The sequence below is a fragment of the Kitasatospora sp. MBT66 genome, from assembly GCF_000710405.2.
GTDB lineage: Bacteria > Actinomycetota > Actinomycetes > Streptomycetales > Streptomycetaceae > Kitasatospora > Kitasatospora purpeofusca.
Map to the genome: position 1 here is coordinate 331,108 of NZ_JAIY01000016.1, position 13,602 is coordinate 344,709.

A 13,602-nucleotide genomic window follows, 5' to 3' on the forward strand; every position below is an offset into this window, starting at 1 on the left:
CGTGGACGGATGTCCGAGGCCCCGAGGGGGGAACCCGAGCGGTTTTGCCGGGTTTGCGGCACCCCCGGATCCGCGGCCGAAAATTCTCGGAATCCTTCGCAACCGATGCGACGGATCGGCCGTCCATAGGAATGCAGGCCAAGGGGATGGCCTGCAACACACCATTCCTTGGGGGGAATTCACTCATGCGCGCCCGTTCCGCCATGGCCGTCGCCGCACTCACGGCCCTGGTCCTGACCCTGCCCGTCACCACCGCCTCGGCCACCCCGGCCACCCCTCGGGCCCTGCCCGTCGGCCCCGGCCAGGCCACCGCCCCGGGCGCCTTCGTGCCGATCGGCCTCACCCGGGCGCTCGACACCCGCAGCGACCAGGAGAACCCGGCCGGGGCGGCCCGGAAGCTGCAGCCCGGGGAGAGCTTCGACGTCCCGCTCTCCGCCTGGCAGAACCACCCTCCGCGCGAGCTGCCCGTCGTCCCGGCGGACGCCACCGCCGTGGTGGTCAACGTGACCGCCACCAACACCACCGCCGCCGGCTACCTCACCGTCCGCCGCGACGGCGCCGTGCCGGGGGCACCGGTCACGTCCACGCTCAACTTCGAGGCCGGCGAGACCGTCTCCAACATGATCACGGTCGCGGTCGACCCGCGCGGCGCGAACAGCAGCCCGCAGATCAACGTCTACAACAACGCCGGCACCACCGATGTCGTGGTCGACATCCTCGGCTACTACGCGCCCAGCACCCCGCAGCGGCCGGGCCACAAGTACGACCCGGTCCGCCCGACCAGGCTGGCCGACACCCGGGTCGAGGGCGGGCGCCTCGGCCGGGGCGGCGTCGTGACCGCCGACGTCGCCCGGCGGGACCTCGGCACGGCCGACGCCACGGCGGTGGTCCTGAACGTCACCGCCGTCGACCCGTCGACCGAGGGCTTCGTCGTCGCCCACCCGACCAGCTGGCCGCTGCCCGCCGAGGGCTCCCACCTCAACTACGGACCGGGGCGGACCGTCGCCAACCAGGTGGTGGTCCCGGTCGGCCCGGAGGGAACGATCGAGTTCTTCAACACCGGCTCCACCGACCTCGTGGTCGACATCGTCGGCTACTACGGCCCCTCGGGCCACAACCTCTACAGCGCGGTGACCGAGCAGGCACGCCTGCTGGACACCCGCCCCGGAGCGGGAGCCTGGGCCTTCAGCACGCTGGAGTTCCCGGTGGCCGGTCGCTCCGGGGTTCCGGACAACGCCACCGCCGTCACCCTGAACGTGACCGCCACCGAGCCGCAGGCCGACGGCCACCTGGCGGTCTTCGCCGCCGACGGGACCGCCGCCCGCCCCAGCACGTCGAACCTCAACTTCAACGCCGGCCGAACGGTCGCCAACGGCGTCGCCGCCCAGCTGGGCGGCAACCCCGGCTCCGTGGCCGTCTACCACCACGCCGCCGGCTTCACCCAGGTGATCGCCGACCTGACCGGCTGGTTCGTCCAGGGCTGACCGACACCTCGTCGCCCTCCCCGCGCGGCGGCGCGGGGAGGGCGACAGGGCGGCCGCTCCGCCGACCGTCGCCGCGCCCCACCGCGGCGACGCCCGGCGGACCTTCATCACCCGTACTTCGGGGGGGCACAAACGGTCCGCAGGAAAAAGCCGCGCACGCCGGCCGGGAATTCGGCGTGCCCTGAATCACCGGCGAACGTTCTCGAAATCATTCGTCGTCGAAACGACGGCTCAGCCGTCCACAGAAACAGCAGACTGTCGAAACAGTCTGCAGTCCACCATTCCTCGGGGGGAATCCACTCATGCGTGCCCGTTCCGCCATGGCCGTCGCCGCACTCACGGCCCTGGTCCTGACCCTGCCCGTCACCACCGCCTCGGCCGCGCCGGACACCGTCGCCGTCGGCGCCTCCTCCGCCGGGGCCACCGCCCCGGCCGCCTTCGTGCCGCTCAACATCTCCCGGATCCTCGACACCCGTACCTACGACCAGACCCCGCTCCGCCGCCCCCGCGCGGTGGAGGCCGGCGAGACCTTCGCCTTCCCCGTCGCCGGCTGGAGCCACCACCCTCCGCAGGAGCTCACGGCCGTCCCGGACGACGCGACCGCCGTGGTGGTCAACGTGACCGCCACCGACACCACCGCGGACGGCTACCTGACCGTCCGTCCGGACACGCCCGGACAGCAGGGGACACCGGTCACGTCCACACTGAACTTCGAGGCCGGCCAGACGGTCTCGAACACGGCCACCGTCGCGCTCGCCCCGCGCGGCACGAACCGCAGCCCGCGGATCAGCGTCTACAACAGCGCGGGCCGGGTCAGTGTCGTCGTCGACATCCTCGGCTACTACGCACCCAGCACCCCGAAGCGGCCGAGCCAGAAGTACGACCCGGTCCGCCCGACCCGGCTGGCCGACACCCGGGTCGAGGGCGGGCGCCTCGGCTGGGGCGGCATCGTGACCGCCGAGGTCGCCCGGGAGGACCTGGGCACGGCCGACGCCAAGGCCGTGGTCCTGAACGTCACCGCCGTCGACCCGTCGACCGAGGGCTTCGTCGTCGCCTACCCCTCCGGCACCACGCTGCCGTACCAGGGCTCCAACGTCAGCTACGGCCCCGGGCGGACCGTCGCCAACCAGGTCGTGGTCCCGGTCGGCGCGGACGGCAAGGTCAAGCTCTTCAACACCGGCTCCACCGAGCTCGTGGTCGACATCGTCGGCGCCTACGGCCCCTCGGGCCACAACCTCTACAGCGCGGTGACCGACCAGACCCGGGTGCTGGACACCCGCTACGGATCCGGAACGCCGGCCTTCAGCACGCTCCGGTTCCCGGTGGCCGGTGTCGCCGGGGTTCCGGACAACGCCACCACCGTCACCCTGAACGTGACCGCCACCGAGCCGCAGGCCGACGGGCACCTGGAGGTCTTCGCCGCCGACGAGGCCGGCCGGCCCGGGACGTCGAGCCTCAACTTCAAGGCCGGCCGGACGGTGGCCAACGCCGTCACCGCCCAGCTGGGCGGCAACCCCGGATCGGTGGACGTCTACCACCACTCCGCCGGGTCCACCCAGGTGATCGCCGACCTGACCGGCTGGTTCGTCCAGGGCTGACCGACACCTCGTCGCCCTCCCCGCGCGGCGGCGCGGGGAGGGTTCCCGGCCTGCCCCCAGGTGCCCTTTCGGGCCGGTCCGTGCCCCGGGCTGAACCCGCGAAGATCCCCGGAACGTTTCTTCAGTGTCCGTGCAGGCCACCCGAAGGAGCACCCACCGCCATGGGAAAGCGTCGCAAGCCCAGCCCCCCGAGCCGGGCCCGCCTGGCGGTCCTCACCACGGCCGTGGCCGGTGGGGCGGTGCTCGCCTCCGGCACGGCCCATGCCGAGCCCGCTCCCACCCTCGCCTCCGTCAAGGAGCAGGTGGACCGGCTGAACGAGGAGGCCGAGCAGGCGATCGAGCGCTTCAACGGCTTCCAGGAGAAGCAGCAGAAGCTCCAGGGCGAGGCCAACCGGATCCAGGAGAAGGTCGCCCGCGGCCAGGACGCCATGAACGAACTGCGCACCCAGCTCGGTGTGGTGGGCGCCGAGCAGTACCGCAACAACGGCATCGACCCGGGCATCCAGCTCATGCTGGACTCCGACCCGGCCAGCTACCTGGGGCGCGCCTCGGTGCAGGACCAGGTCGCCGGCTCGTGGACGAACCTGCTCAAGCGGGCCCAGGACGAACAGCGCAAGCTCGACCAGGAGCGCGCCGAGGCCGCGGCCACCCTGGCCGACCTCGACGCCGTCGGCGCCTCGCTCAACGCCCAGAAGAACGAGATCCAGGGCAAGCTCGCCCAGTCCGAGGCGCTGCTCAACAAGCTCAGCGCCGAGGAGCGCGCCAAGATCAACGCCCAGGAGGCGGCCGACAGGGCCAAGGCCGCCGCCCAGCAGGCCGCTGCCGCCGAGCGTGCCAAGGCCGCCGACAAGGAGGCCGCCGACAAGGCCAAGGCCGCCGCGAAGGAGGCGGCAGGCAAGGGCGCCGCCGCCCCTCAGACCGCAAGCCCGCAGACCTCAAATCCGCAGACCGCGACCCCGCAGTCCCCCGCCGCGAACACTCCCCCGCCGGCCGCGAACACCCCGGCACCGCCGGCCGCCGGTGGCCGCGCCGCCGCCATCGTGCAGTTCGCCTACGCCCAGCTCGGCAAGCCCTACGGCTGGAGCAAGACCGGCCCCAGCAGCTTCGACTGCTCCGGCCTCACCGGCGCCGCCTACCGCGCGGCCGACGTCAGCCTCCCCCGCACGTCCCAGGAGCAGTGGAAGGTCGGCACCCGGATCGGCCGCGGCGACCTCCAGCCCGGCGACCTGGTCTTCTTCTACCCCGACCTGCACCACGTGGGCGTCTACATCGGCGACGGCAAGATGATCCACGCTCCCCGGACCGGCAAGAACATCGAGGTCCTTTCGATCGGCGTCATGCCCTACATGGGCGCCGTCCGACCGTAGCGGCGGTTCGGGAGGCCGCCGCCGTGCCGTGGCGGCCTCCCGGCTTCCCGCTGCCTCCGTACTCGACCGCGCCGATCGGCCGGCCGGCGGATCAGCCGGCCAGGGTGTCCGCCAGCCAGGGGGTGATCACGGCCATCGCCTCGCCGAAGCGGGAGATGGCGCAGTGGCCGGTGTCCGGGATCAGCACGACCCCGGTGTCCCGGCGGCCCTCGAACACCAGGGTGTCCTCCACCGGCACATGGACGTCCTCGGTGCCGTTGACCACCAGCATCGGCCCGTTGGCGTCCTGGTCCAGCAGTGCGCGCAGGTCGAAGGCGGCGAAGGCCGCCTCGCGCTCGGCCGTGCCGGGCAGCGCGTCGAAGCCCAGGGCGTTGCCGACGATGCCGTCCATGCCGAAGGCGAAGCCGCGCCCCGGGGCGAAGGACCGCTCGACCGGGCCGCCGAGCACCACGGCGGCGTCCACCGCGCCGGTCAGTCCGGTCCGGGCGGAGTAGTAGCCGCCCATCGAGATGCCGAAGTGGCCGACCCTGCCGTTGCCGATCGTGCGGGCGAAGGCGACCAGCCCGGCGATCACCTCGGCCCCGCCGTCCGGGGTCATCGGCAGGTGGGCGGTCTCCCCGGTGCCGGCGAGGTCGAACAGCAGCAGCCGGGCGGGAAGGGCGAGCGCGAGCTGCTCCCACATGCCGTGCAGGTCGGTCTTCCAGGAGTCCACCCCGCCGCTGGCCAGGACCACCGGCGCGTCGGCGGGCAGTCCGGGCGCCGCCATCAGATGGACCGGCAGGCGGGCCTCGCCGCCGCGGTACGGGAGGGTGAGCGTGCGGCGCTCGAACTCCACCGGGAAGTCCGGGGCGGCGAGGACGTACTGCTCGACCTGGCGGGCCAGCGCGGTGCGCTTCGGACCGTCGGCCAGGGCGGGGAACTTGGCCCAGCCGTAAGCCTGCGCGGCCAGGCGGTGGTTCCCGGCGTCCGCGTGCCGGGCGGCGAGCGCGGACCACTCGTGCACCCAGCCGCCGGGCCGGTCGGGCCACATCTCGGTGATCGCGGCGCGGACCGCGTCCACCTCCTCGACGGGGAGGCCGAGGGTCATCTGGGGGTAGCGCTCGACGAACAGGTCCTGCGGGTCCACGGGCCAGGTGAAGGGCATGGTGGTGCCTCCTGCTGCACTTAAAGCCGGAACTCTTGCCTTAAGGACTATGCGCCTGGAGTCACGCCTAAGGCAAGTCATCTTGCGTTAAGCTGGGCGGCGGAGGTGGTCGACCCATGACCGAGGAGAACGCGGACCGGATCCGCCGCCGTCCGGGCGGTCGGGCCGCGCGGGTACGGGAAGCCGTCCTGACGGCCGCACTGGCGGTACTGGCCGAGGAGGGCGTCGCCGGGCTGAGCATCGCCGTGGTCGCGGCCAGGGCCGGGGTCAACGAGACGACGGTTTACCGGCGTTGGGGAAGCCGGGAGAAGCTCGTCCTGGACGCGATGATCACCGGCAGCACCGAAGGCATCCCCGTCCCCGACACCGGTGACGTGCGCACCGACCTGGCAGCCTTCGCCCGCGCGCTGGCCGACTACCTGGCCACTCCCACCGGCCGCGGCGTCGCCCGGGCGGCCGCACTGAGTTCGGAGGACCCCGAACTCGCCGAGGCCTGGCACGCGTTCTGGCGCTCCCGTCTCGACCAGGCGGGTGTCATCGTCGACCGTGCTGTCGAACGCCGCGAACTCCCGGCCGGGACGGAAGCGGCGCTGGCACTGGAACTGCTCTGCGCCCCGATCCAGACCCGCGCCCTGCTCGGCCACCGTCCGATCGAGCCGGACCTGCCGGAACGCCTTGCGGACGCCGTCCTGGACGGCCTGCGGGGACGAGCCTGAGAGCACGGGAGCAGGGGTCCGGGCGGGTGCCGCCCGGACCCCTGTGGCGGTGGGTCAGACCGTGACGCGGACGGTGGAGACGGCCAGCTCCGCGTCACCGAGGTCGACGCCCCCGGTACCGCCGGAGCCGGTGGAGCCGGTGGAGCCGGTGGCGGACCAGTGGCCGCCCGTACGCCGCCCGGTGAAGCGGATCTCGTACGTCCCGGCACCCAGGTCCGGCCAGGACACGGTCGAACGCGAGACGGCGCCGGCGGTGGCGGAGAAGTGCCGGTCCTGGTCGCTCCGGTGCTCCAGGCGCTCACCGCCGTCCGGCGCGGCAACGACCTCGTAGAGGGCGGCACGGCCGGCGATGTCGGCGGTGTCGGCCTGGTAGCAGAAGCCCCAGTAGTACTCGGCGCGGACGAGCGCCTCGGCCAGGATGCCCCTGGTGGCCCGGCCGCCGTCCTCGAACTCCGCCGGACCGGCCTCGACGTGGGAGCGGGCCCGCGACCAGCCGCCGCTGCCGTAGCCCTCCACCGTGGCACCGACGACCCAGCCGCCCGTGCCCGTCACCGACGGCGCGGCGGGCGGGGCCGGGCGCGGGGGCGGCACGAAGTCCTCCACGCCCCGGTGGACCATCAGCAGCGCGCTCCGCCGGTCCCCCTCGGGCCCGTCGGTGAGGGCGAGCAGGCCCGGGGTGTGCCGGGAGTCGTGCCCCTCGACCGCGACCGGCGGCGTCCAGGCCGCGCCGTCGAACACGGTGTGGAGCAACTGCGGGCCGCCCCGGCCGGGGAGGACGGCGTGCAGGGCGCCGTCCGACGAGACCAGCGCGACGTTCGCGGCGACCGCGACCGCGACCGCGGCCGCGACCTCGACGGGTGCCGTCCAGGCCGCGCCGTCGAACACCACGTGCACAAGGCGGCCGGTGTCGTCCCCGGCGAGGACGTGGATGTTGTCCCCGTGCCCGGCGGCGGCCAGGAACGACGCTCCCGCGAGCGCCTCGACGGGCCCCGCCACGCGCCGCCACTGCTCCGACGCCTCGTCACGGACGCAGTGGACGCCGCCCTCGACGCCCGGGACGAAGGCGTGCAGCGCGCCCCGGAACGGGACCAGGGCCGCACCCGCCGCACCGGGGACGGGAAGCGCGCGGCCCTCCCGCCACACCCGGGCCGTGTCCGCCCCGGCTCCCTGCGGTCGGCCGTAGGTGAGCTCCACGAGCTGCGCCGGCGAGTCCGGCTCCTCGGCGTCCCGCACCGTCAACAGGACGTGGACGGCGCCGTTGTGCACGGCCGCGGCCGGCGCACCGGTGCTCACCGCGTTCTCGTACCGGACGCGGGTGCCGCCCTCGTGGTGGACCGCCGTGTCGACGACGGCGTCCGGGGCCCAGGTGACCGCCTCCGCCACCGCCGCCTCGGCGGCCGCGATCGCGGCGTCCGGGTCGTCCTGCTCGGCCGCCCCGTCCTTCGACGCGGCCTTCAACGCGTCCAGCTCCGCCGCCCGCAGCCGCGCACCGGCCGGGACGAACCCGGTCCACCACAGGTCGAGGACGTCGTGCTCGCCCTTGCCGTACGGCTCGCCGAGGTGCAGGCACAGCAGTTCGTCGTCGAGCGCCACCAGGACCGGCTCGGCCGCGCTCCGGTGGCCGGGGAACCGCGAGTCCGGCCCCCAGCCACCCTCCCGGCGGTACACCGACCGCCACAGGTTCCGGTCGTCCACCGTCTTATCGGCCATCAGCCGTGCTCCCCGTTCGTTCCACCGCCCGCCCCCGGACGGGCGGGCCTCCCTGCCCCGGAACGTAGCCCGCCGCCCACCCCCGCGCGGGCAGTGGCCCGAACCGGCCACACCACGGCCGGGGAACGGCTCGAACGGCGCCCCCTAGCGCAGTACCCGGTAGCGGAGGTGGACGACTTTGGAGGTGAAGGTGCGGGTCTCCAGGAGTTCGAGGTCCTCCCGGCGCTCGTGCCGGGGGAAGTACGGGATGCCGCCGCCGAGCAGCACCGGGTGCACCCGGGGCCGGTACTCGTCGATCAGGCCCGCCGCGGCCACCGCCGCCGCGAGGGTCGCACCGCCGATGGCGATCTCGCCCTCCCCCGGCTCGGCCCGCAGCCGGGCGATCTCCTCCGCGACCGTGCCGGTGGCCAGCCGGGCGTTGCCCCGCACCTCCGACAGCGTGGTGGAGAACACCACCTTCGGGAGCGGGTTCCAGAGCGCCGTCCACTCCCGCTCGACCTCGTCGAGGGACTGGTCCTCCTCGGCGGTCTCCCAGTACAGCATCGTCTCGTACAGCCGGCGCCCCATCAAATGGACGCCCACCCCCCGGAGCTCGTCGAGCGCGAGCCGGAACACCTCCTCGTCCGGCCCCGACCAGTCGAAACCGCCGTCGGGCCCGACGATGTAACCGTCGAGCGACATGCCCATCGAGTACGTCACCTTGCGCATACCGGCTCTCCTCCGCGTCACCGGCCTCCGACAGTAGGGCCCGGGGACGCGGCGAGGGCCGTCCTGTCCGGCGGGATCCCCCGGACGGAGTCACCCCGCCTGCGCGGCCGCCCCCCGCCGACCGCCGCGCGGCAGGATATTCGGTCGGCCGGGGCGCGCCGCGCCGCTAGGTTGGCCGCCATGGCACTGACGAAGATCCACCTTTCCTCCGGCCGCTCGATCGAGCTCTCCGACGTGCGGCTGTCCTCGACGTACGGGGGCTTCCTGGAGGGGTATCCGTTCCGGCGGATCAACGACCTCAAGCTGGAGCGCGAGCTCAGGAACGCCCGGGAGGCCGCGCCCTCGGTGCCCGTGCACCTGGTCGACCCGGTCCGGCACCTCCCGGACGACACCCCGGGCGCCTTCGGACCGGTGGAGGTGCTGCCGGCCGTGACCTGCGTCGGACGCTTCACCTCCCGGCCGGTCGGTCCCGGCCGGGACGCGGTGTCGTACTACTCGGCCCTGACCCTCGTGTGGTTCCAGGACACCCCCGTCCTCCCCTCGGAGGAGGACGCCGACACCGCGCTCCGGGACCTCCGCTGGGAGGACCTCGCCGAGGACTTCGAGATCTAGGATCCCGCCCGGGGCGGCTCAGCCGATGGTGATCCTGAAGATCTTGTCCGAGCCGTCCGGCTGGTTGCCGTTGTTGTCCGCGTTGGTGGTGGTCAGCCAGAGCTGGTCGGCGCCGGGGACCTTGCTGACGGTGCGCAGGCGGCCGTAGGTGCCGACGTAGTAGGAGGTCGCGGTGCCGACCGACTCGGTGTCGCCGTTGATCGGGATGCGGTACATCCGGGTGCCGCGCAGCGCCGCCAGGTAGACCACGTTGCGGACGATGGCGATGCCGCTCGGGGAGGCGAGGTTGACCGGCCAGCTGGCCTTGGGGTCGGTCATTCCGGACTTGCCGCAGGTGCCCTCGCAGGTCGGCCAGCCGTAGTTGGCGCCCGGCTTGATCAGGTTGAGCTCGTCGTACTTGGAGTCGCCGAACTCGGCCTCCCAGAGCCGTCCGTTGCGGTCGAAGGCGAGGCCCTGCGGATTGCGGTGGCCGAGGCTGTAGACGTAGTTGTTGAACGGGTTGCCCGGGGCGGGCTTGCCCGCGGTGGTCATCCGCAGGATCTTCCCGTTGAGGGAGTTCTTGTCCTGCGCGAGGTCGGGCGTCTGGCCGTCGCCGGTGGTGGCGTAGAGGTAGCCGTCCGGGCCGAAGGCCAGCCGGCCGCCGTTGTGGTAGCGGTTCTTCTTGATGCCCTGGAGCAGGACCGTGTAGCCGGAGAGGGTGCTGCCGTTGTAGGTCATGCGGACGATCCGGTTGCCCTCGGCGGCGGTGTGCATGAAGTACACGTAGTGGTTGGTGGACCAGTTGGGGTCGACGGCCACGCCGAGCAGGCCGCCCTCGCCGTCGGTGGTGACGGTGTTGGGCACGGCGCCGATCGCCGTCCTGGTACCGCTCTTGGCCTGCTTGAAGACCTTGAAGCTGTCCCGCTCGGTGACCAGCGCGCTGGAGCCGTCCGGCATCCAGGAGATGCCCCAGGGCACGGTCCAGCCACTGCTGAGGGTGGTCGGCGAGCCCGGGACGCCGCCGTCGGCCGGACAGGCGGCGGTGGTGAAGGAGACCGGGGCGGAGGCCGGGGAGACGCCGCCCGCGGCGTCCTTGGCGACCACGGTCAGGGTGAACGGCGCGTCGCAGGCCAGGCCGGTGACGGTGGTGCCGGTGGCCGGCGGGGTGCCGGTGACGGTGGCCAGCGCGGCGCCGCCGCTGCGGACCTCGTACGCCACCACGCCCTTGTCGTCGGTGGCCGCCGCCCAGTCGAGCTTGGCGGAGGTGGCGGTGACGGCGGAGACGGTGGGGGCGCCGGGCGCGCTCGGCGGCGGGTCGTCCCCGGCACCGGTGGTGCAGTCGACGGCGACGCTCGCCGGGGAGGCGTTGCCGGCGGCGTCCCGGGCGATCACGCTGAGGTTGTAGGTGGTGCCGGGGGTGAGGCCGGTGAGCGCCTTGGCGGTGGTGTCGCCGGGTGTCTCGGCGAGCTTGTTGCCGTGCTCGTAGATGTCGTACGCGGTGACGCCGACGTTGTCGGTGGCGGCCGGCCAGCCGAGGGTCAGGCCGTTGGGGCCGACGGCGCTGCAGGACGGCTGACCCGGGCGGCTCGGCGCGGTGGTGTCGGCCGCGGCGGTGCCGACGGTGAGCCGGTCCAGGTTGGGGCCGCCGTTGGCGGTGGTCGCGGTGGCGCGCACGGTGTTGGTCCCGGCCCTGAGCGGCGCGTTCAGCGTCCGGGCGGCCCAGGTGTTCCAGTCCGCGGTGGCCGGGAAGGAGACGCCGGCGGCGACCACGGTGCCGTTGACGGAGATGTCCATCGGGCGGTCGACGGCGGTGCCGTTGGCGTAGCGGAAGGTCAGCGGGGCGGTGCCGGCCGAGGTGGCGCCGACGCCGAACTCGACGTAGGAGCCGGCCACGTTGGTGTAGTCGACGAAGCCGGTGCCGGTGTACCCGGTGTGGTTGGTGGCCACGGCGCCCTGGACGACGGTGGCGTCCTCGGCCTGGTGGTCGGTGGCGGCGAACCGGGGTCGTGGCTGGGCCTGGGCCGGGGGGACGGTCGCGGTGGTGATGATCAGTGCGGCGACGGCGAGACCCACGCCGCCTGCGGATGTCGGACGCATGCGCTCCTCCAGGGGGTCAGCGGACGGTGATCCGGTCGAGGTTGGGGCCGCCGTCGGCGGTGGTCGAGGTGAACCGGACGGTGTTGGCCCCGGCCTTCAGCGACACCGGCAGGGCCGCGGTCGCCCAGGTGTCCCAGTTCGCGGTCGGGGCGAAGGTGCGCCCGGCGGCGATCCGGGTGCCGTTGACGGCGATGTCCATCGGCCGGCCGGCGGCGGTGCCGTTGGCGTAGCGCAGCTCCAGCGAGGCCGTCGAGGCGGCCGCCGCCCGGACCGTCCACTCGGCATAACTCCCCGGCGTGTTCTCCAGGTTGACGAACCCGGCACCGCTGTGGCCGGTGTGGTCGGTGTCGACGGTGCCCTGCGAGACCCGTGCCTCGTCCGCCCGGAAGACCCCGGAGGGGCCGGGGACCAGCTGGTAGCCGCGCATCTCCCTGGTCAGCAGATAGCAGTCCTGGAGCGAGCCGGAGGTGTCGCCGAGCGAGCGGTAGATGCCCCACTTGGGCCGCACCCGGTCGGCGAGGAAGGTGTCGACGCCGGTCCGCTCGATGTCGACGACGGTGGCGCCGGCGCTGCGCAGGATCCACCGGACCGAGCCGGAGGAACCGTCCCCCACCGTGATCCGGAAGTCCACGTCCACCCAGCGGTCGTGCAGCGGGTCCAGGCTGGTTCGCCCCACCAGGACGTCGCTGATGGGGAGTTGGAGCTCGATGGTCTGCGCACCGCCGACCCGGCGCAGCGACTGGACGACGATCGGCGAGGTGCCGTTGCCGGGCTGCTTGATCTGCATGATGTGGGTGAAGCTGGTGGTGGCCTTCAGCACGGACGGGATGTACATCGCGTAGGTGGTCCGCCAGGTCTGACCGGACTTCCACTCCAGGAAGGCGCCGCCCGCCGGGCTGCGCATTCCGGTGACCTCCTGCCGCTGCCGGTCGGTGGCGGAGTCCCGGTCGACCGTGTGCATGGTCCAGCGGTAGGTGTCGTCCTCGGCCCGGATGTGCGGGTGCCCGGCGGGGTGGGAGTCGGCGCGGTCGTCCTCGACCGTCTCGAAGGCGGCGAGCCCGTCGGCGGCGGCCGAGGGGGCCCAGCGCTGCTGCCAGCTGGAGACGCTGAGCGCGGCGGCCGGGGCGGCGGCACCGGCAGCGGCAACGGTGGCGGCAACGGTGGCGGCAGCGGTGGCGGTGGTTCGGGGAAGTCCGACGGTGGCGGCGGCGGAGAGCGCGGCACCGAGGACGGTTCGACGGGTGGGCCTGTTCACGTGACTCCTTGCGGTCGGGGGGAGAACGCCGGAGAGCAGCGGAAGGGGAGCGCGGCGGGAGTGGGGTCCCGCTCGCTGGGACGGACGGGCCGTCAGGGCAGGTGACGTACAGAATCCCGGCGTGAGGGTGCACGGTCAAGGCATTTGGTTAGGAAACTTTCCCAATTATTGCCAGCGGCACCGCACCGGGCCACCGCGACCCCGCCCTCGAACGGGTGATGACGGGTCAGCACTCGACCGGTCACGGGCCGGTCCCGGTCCGGGTGGTGGCGGTTCCCGGGGCGGGCGGCCGGGTAGCTCCGGGGCGGGCCGGGACCGAGGGGGGACCATGGCGCTGTACTGCGAACTGTGCGGCACCCGGACGGACGGGGTCGAACGGCTCGGCGTCTACTGCCCGGGCGAGTACTGCGGCACCGACCTGCGGGCCGGGGCGGACGCCGGGGTGCGGGCCTGGTGCGAACCGGAGCGCCGGTTCGGGGTGGCCGGTGGCACGGTGCTGGTGGACCTGCTGGTGTGCAACGCCGGGCCGCGGGCCACGGGCTTCCACCTCGAACCGGTCGAACCCGTGCGCGGGCGGCTGGACTTCGACCGGCGGGCGGCCGAGGCACCGCTCGCTTCCGGGGCGACCCGGCGGATCGAGCTGCGGTACTCCGTGCCGTTGGACCTGGTAGGGCCGGCCCTCGACATCGCCTCCCGCTTCGGCGTACCGGCGGCCGACGTCGTGGGCCGGGCGCAGGGTGCGCTGCCCTCCCGGTTCGGCGTCGCGCTGCGGGTGGCCGCGACCTCGGCCCACCAGGGGGCGGCCTGCGCGGCGTTCGCGGTGGACGTGCCCGGGCAGATCGACGTCGACCTGCATCGTGACGGCGACCGGGGCCGCGACGACGGGAGCAGCGGTGGCCGGAGCAGCGGCGGGGACGGCGGGCGAGGCGGCG

The 13,602-nt window shown here is 73.6% G+C and carries 11 protein-coding genes and 1 pseudogene; 6 read left to right on the forward strand and 6 right to left on the reverse strand.

What is annotated here, in order from left to right; translation table 11 throughout:
- The first annotated feature begins 185 nt into the window (after window positions 1–185).
- From BI06_RS51760 to BI06_RS37390, 3 genes are all read left to right on the forward strand, one after another.
- A complete protein-coding gene (locus BI06_RS51760) occupies window positions 186–1,484 on the forward strand; it encodes a hypothetical protein (protein ID WP_043475751.1) in 1,299 nt (432 codons plus the stop codon).
- Window positions 1,485–1,786: 302 nt separating this feature from the next.
- On the forward strand, window positions 1,787–3,082 hold the full coding sequence (locus tag BI06_RS37385) for a hypothetical protein (protein WP_043475754.1): 1,296 nt from the start codon (window positions 1,787–1,789) through the stop codon (window positions 3,080–3,082).
- Between the two features lie 161 nt (window positions 3,083–3,243).
- Window positions 3,244–4,449 carry a C40 family peptidase gene (locus tag BI06_RS37390; protein ID WP_043475757.1) on the forward strand — a complete coding sequence of 402 codons (1,206 nt, stop codon included), beginning with the start codon at window positions 3,244–3,246 and terminating at the stop codon, window positions 4,447–4,449.
- A gap of 91 nt (window positions 4,450–4,540) precedes the next feature.
- Here BI06_RS37390 and BI06_RS37395 read toward each other — a convergent pair whose 3' ends face one another.
- Window positions 4,541–5,593 carry an alpha/beta hydrolase gene (locus BI06_RS37395; RefSeq protein WP_043475760.1) on the reverse strand — a complete coding sequence of 351 codons (1,053 nt, stop codon included), beginning with the start codon at window positions 5,591–5,593 and terminating at the stop codon, window positions 4,541–4,543.
- A 116-nt stretch (window positions 5,594–5,709) separates the two neighbouring features.
- On the opposite strand from BI06_RS37395, the gene BI06_RS37400 reads away from it, so the two are divergent.
- Window positions 5,710–6,309: a TetR/AcrR family transcriptional regulator gene (locus BI06_RS37400; RefSeq protein WP_043475761.1), complete on the forward strand. Its 600-nt coding sequence runs from the start codon at window positions 5,710–5,712 to the stop codon at window positions 6,307–6,309.
- A gap of 54 nt (window positions 6,310–6,363) precedes the next feature.
- Here BI06_RS37400 and BI06_RS37405 read toward each other — a convergent pair whose 3' ends face one another.
- Window positions 6,364–8,019, reverse strand: coding sequence for a hypothetical protein (locus tag BI06_RS37405; protein ID WP_149030603.1), 1,656 nt, complete (start codon window positions 8,017–8,019; stop codon window positions 6,364–6,366).
- A 144-nt stretch (window positions 8,020–8,163) separates the two neighbouring features.
- On the reverse strand, window positions 8,164–8,727 hold the full coding sequence (locus BI06_RS37410) for a dihydrofolate reductase family protein (protein ID WP_043475767.1): 564 nt from the start codon (window positions 8,725–8,727) through the stop codon (window positions 8,164–8,166).
- Between the two features lie 180 nt (window positions 8,728–8,907).
- Between BI06_RS37410 and BI06_RS37415 the strand changes: the two genes are divergently transcribed.
- Complete coding sequence (locus BI06_RS37415) at window positions 8,908–9,339, forward strand: hypothetical protein (RefSeq protein WP_030393047.1); 432 nt, start codon at window positions 8,908–8,910, stop codon at window positions 9,337–9,339.
- A gap of 18 nt (window positions 9,340–9,357) precedes the next feature.
- On the opposite strand, the gene BI06_RS37420 is transcribed toward BI06_RS37415, so the two are convergent.
- From BI06_RS37420 to BI06_RS37425, 3 genes and pseudogenes are all read right to left on the reverse strand, one after another.
- Window positions 9,358–11,415: a PQQ-dependent sugar dehydrogenase gene (locus BI06_RS37420; RefSeq protein WP_030393048.1), complete on the reverse strand. Its 2,058-nt coding sequence runs from the start codon at window positions 11,413–11,415 to the stop codon at window positions 9,358–9,360.
- A 16-nt stretch (window positions 11,416–11,431) separates the two neighbouring features.
- Window positions 11,432–11,842 carry a carbohydrate-binding protein gene (locus BI06_RS54230; RefSeq protein ID WP_233290472.1) on the reverse strand — a complete coding sequence of 137 codons (411 nt, stop codon included), beginning with the start codon at window positions 11,840–11,842 and terminating at the stop codon, window positions 11,432–11,434.
- Window positions 11,822–12,670 (reverse strand): annotated as a pseudogene (locus tag BI06_RS37425) (hypothetical protein); the annotation flags it as partial. The gene BI06_RS54230 and the pseudogene BI06_RS37425, both read right to left, overlap by 21 nt.
- Window positions 12,671–12,998: 328 nt before the next feature.
- Between BI06_RS37425 and BI06_RS51765 the strand changes: the two are divergent.
- The coding region (locus tag BI06_RS51765) for a hypothetical protein (RefSeq protein ID WP_043475770.1) at window positions 12,999–13,602 on the forward strand (604 nt) is incomplete at its 3' end.

Coding starts and splice junctions, on each gene's coding strand:
- BI06_RS51760 (WP_043475751.1), top strand. CDS start 186: ATGCGCGCCCGTTCCGCCATGGCCGTCGCCGCACTCACGGCCCTGGTC.
- BI06_RS37385 (WP_043475754.1), top strand. CDS start 1,787: ATGCGTGCCCGTTCCGCCATGGCCGTCGCCGCACTCACGGCCCTGGTC.
- BI06_RS37390 (WP_043475757.1), top strand. CDS start 3,244: ATGGGAAAGCGTCGCAAGCCCAGCCCCCCGAGCCGGGCCCGCCTGGCG.
- BI06_RS37395 (WP_043475760.1), bottom strand. CDS start 5,593: ATGCCCTTCACCTGGCCCGTGGACCCGCAGGACCTGTTCGTCGAGCGC.
- BI06_RS37400 (WP_043475761.1), top strand. CDS start 5,710: ATGACCGAGGAGAACGCGGACCGGATCCGCCGCCGTCCGGGCGGTCGG.
- BI06_RS37405 (WP_149030603.1), bottom strand. CDS start 8,019: ATGGCCGATAAGACGGTGGACGACCGGAACCTGTGGCGGTCGGTGTAC.
- BI06_RS37410 (WP_043475767.1), bottom strand. CDS start 8,727: ATGCGCAAGGTGACGTACTCGATGGGCATGTCGCTCGACGGTTACATC.
- BI06_RS37415 (WP_030393047.1), top strand. CDS start 8,908: ATGGCACTGACGAAGATCCACCTTTCCTCCGGCCGCTCGATCGAGCTC.
- BI06_RS37420 (WP_030393048.1), bottom strand. CDS start 11,415: ATGCGTCCGACATCCGCAGGCGGCGTGGGTCTCGCCGTCGCCGCACTG.
- BI06_RS54230 (WP_233290472.1), bottom strand. CDS start 11,842: ATGCGCGGCTACCAGCTGGTCCCCGGCCCCTCCGGGGTCTTCCGGGCG.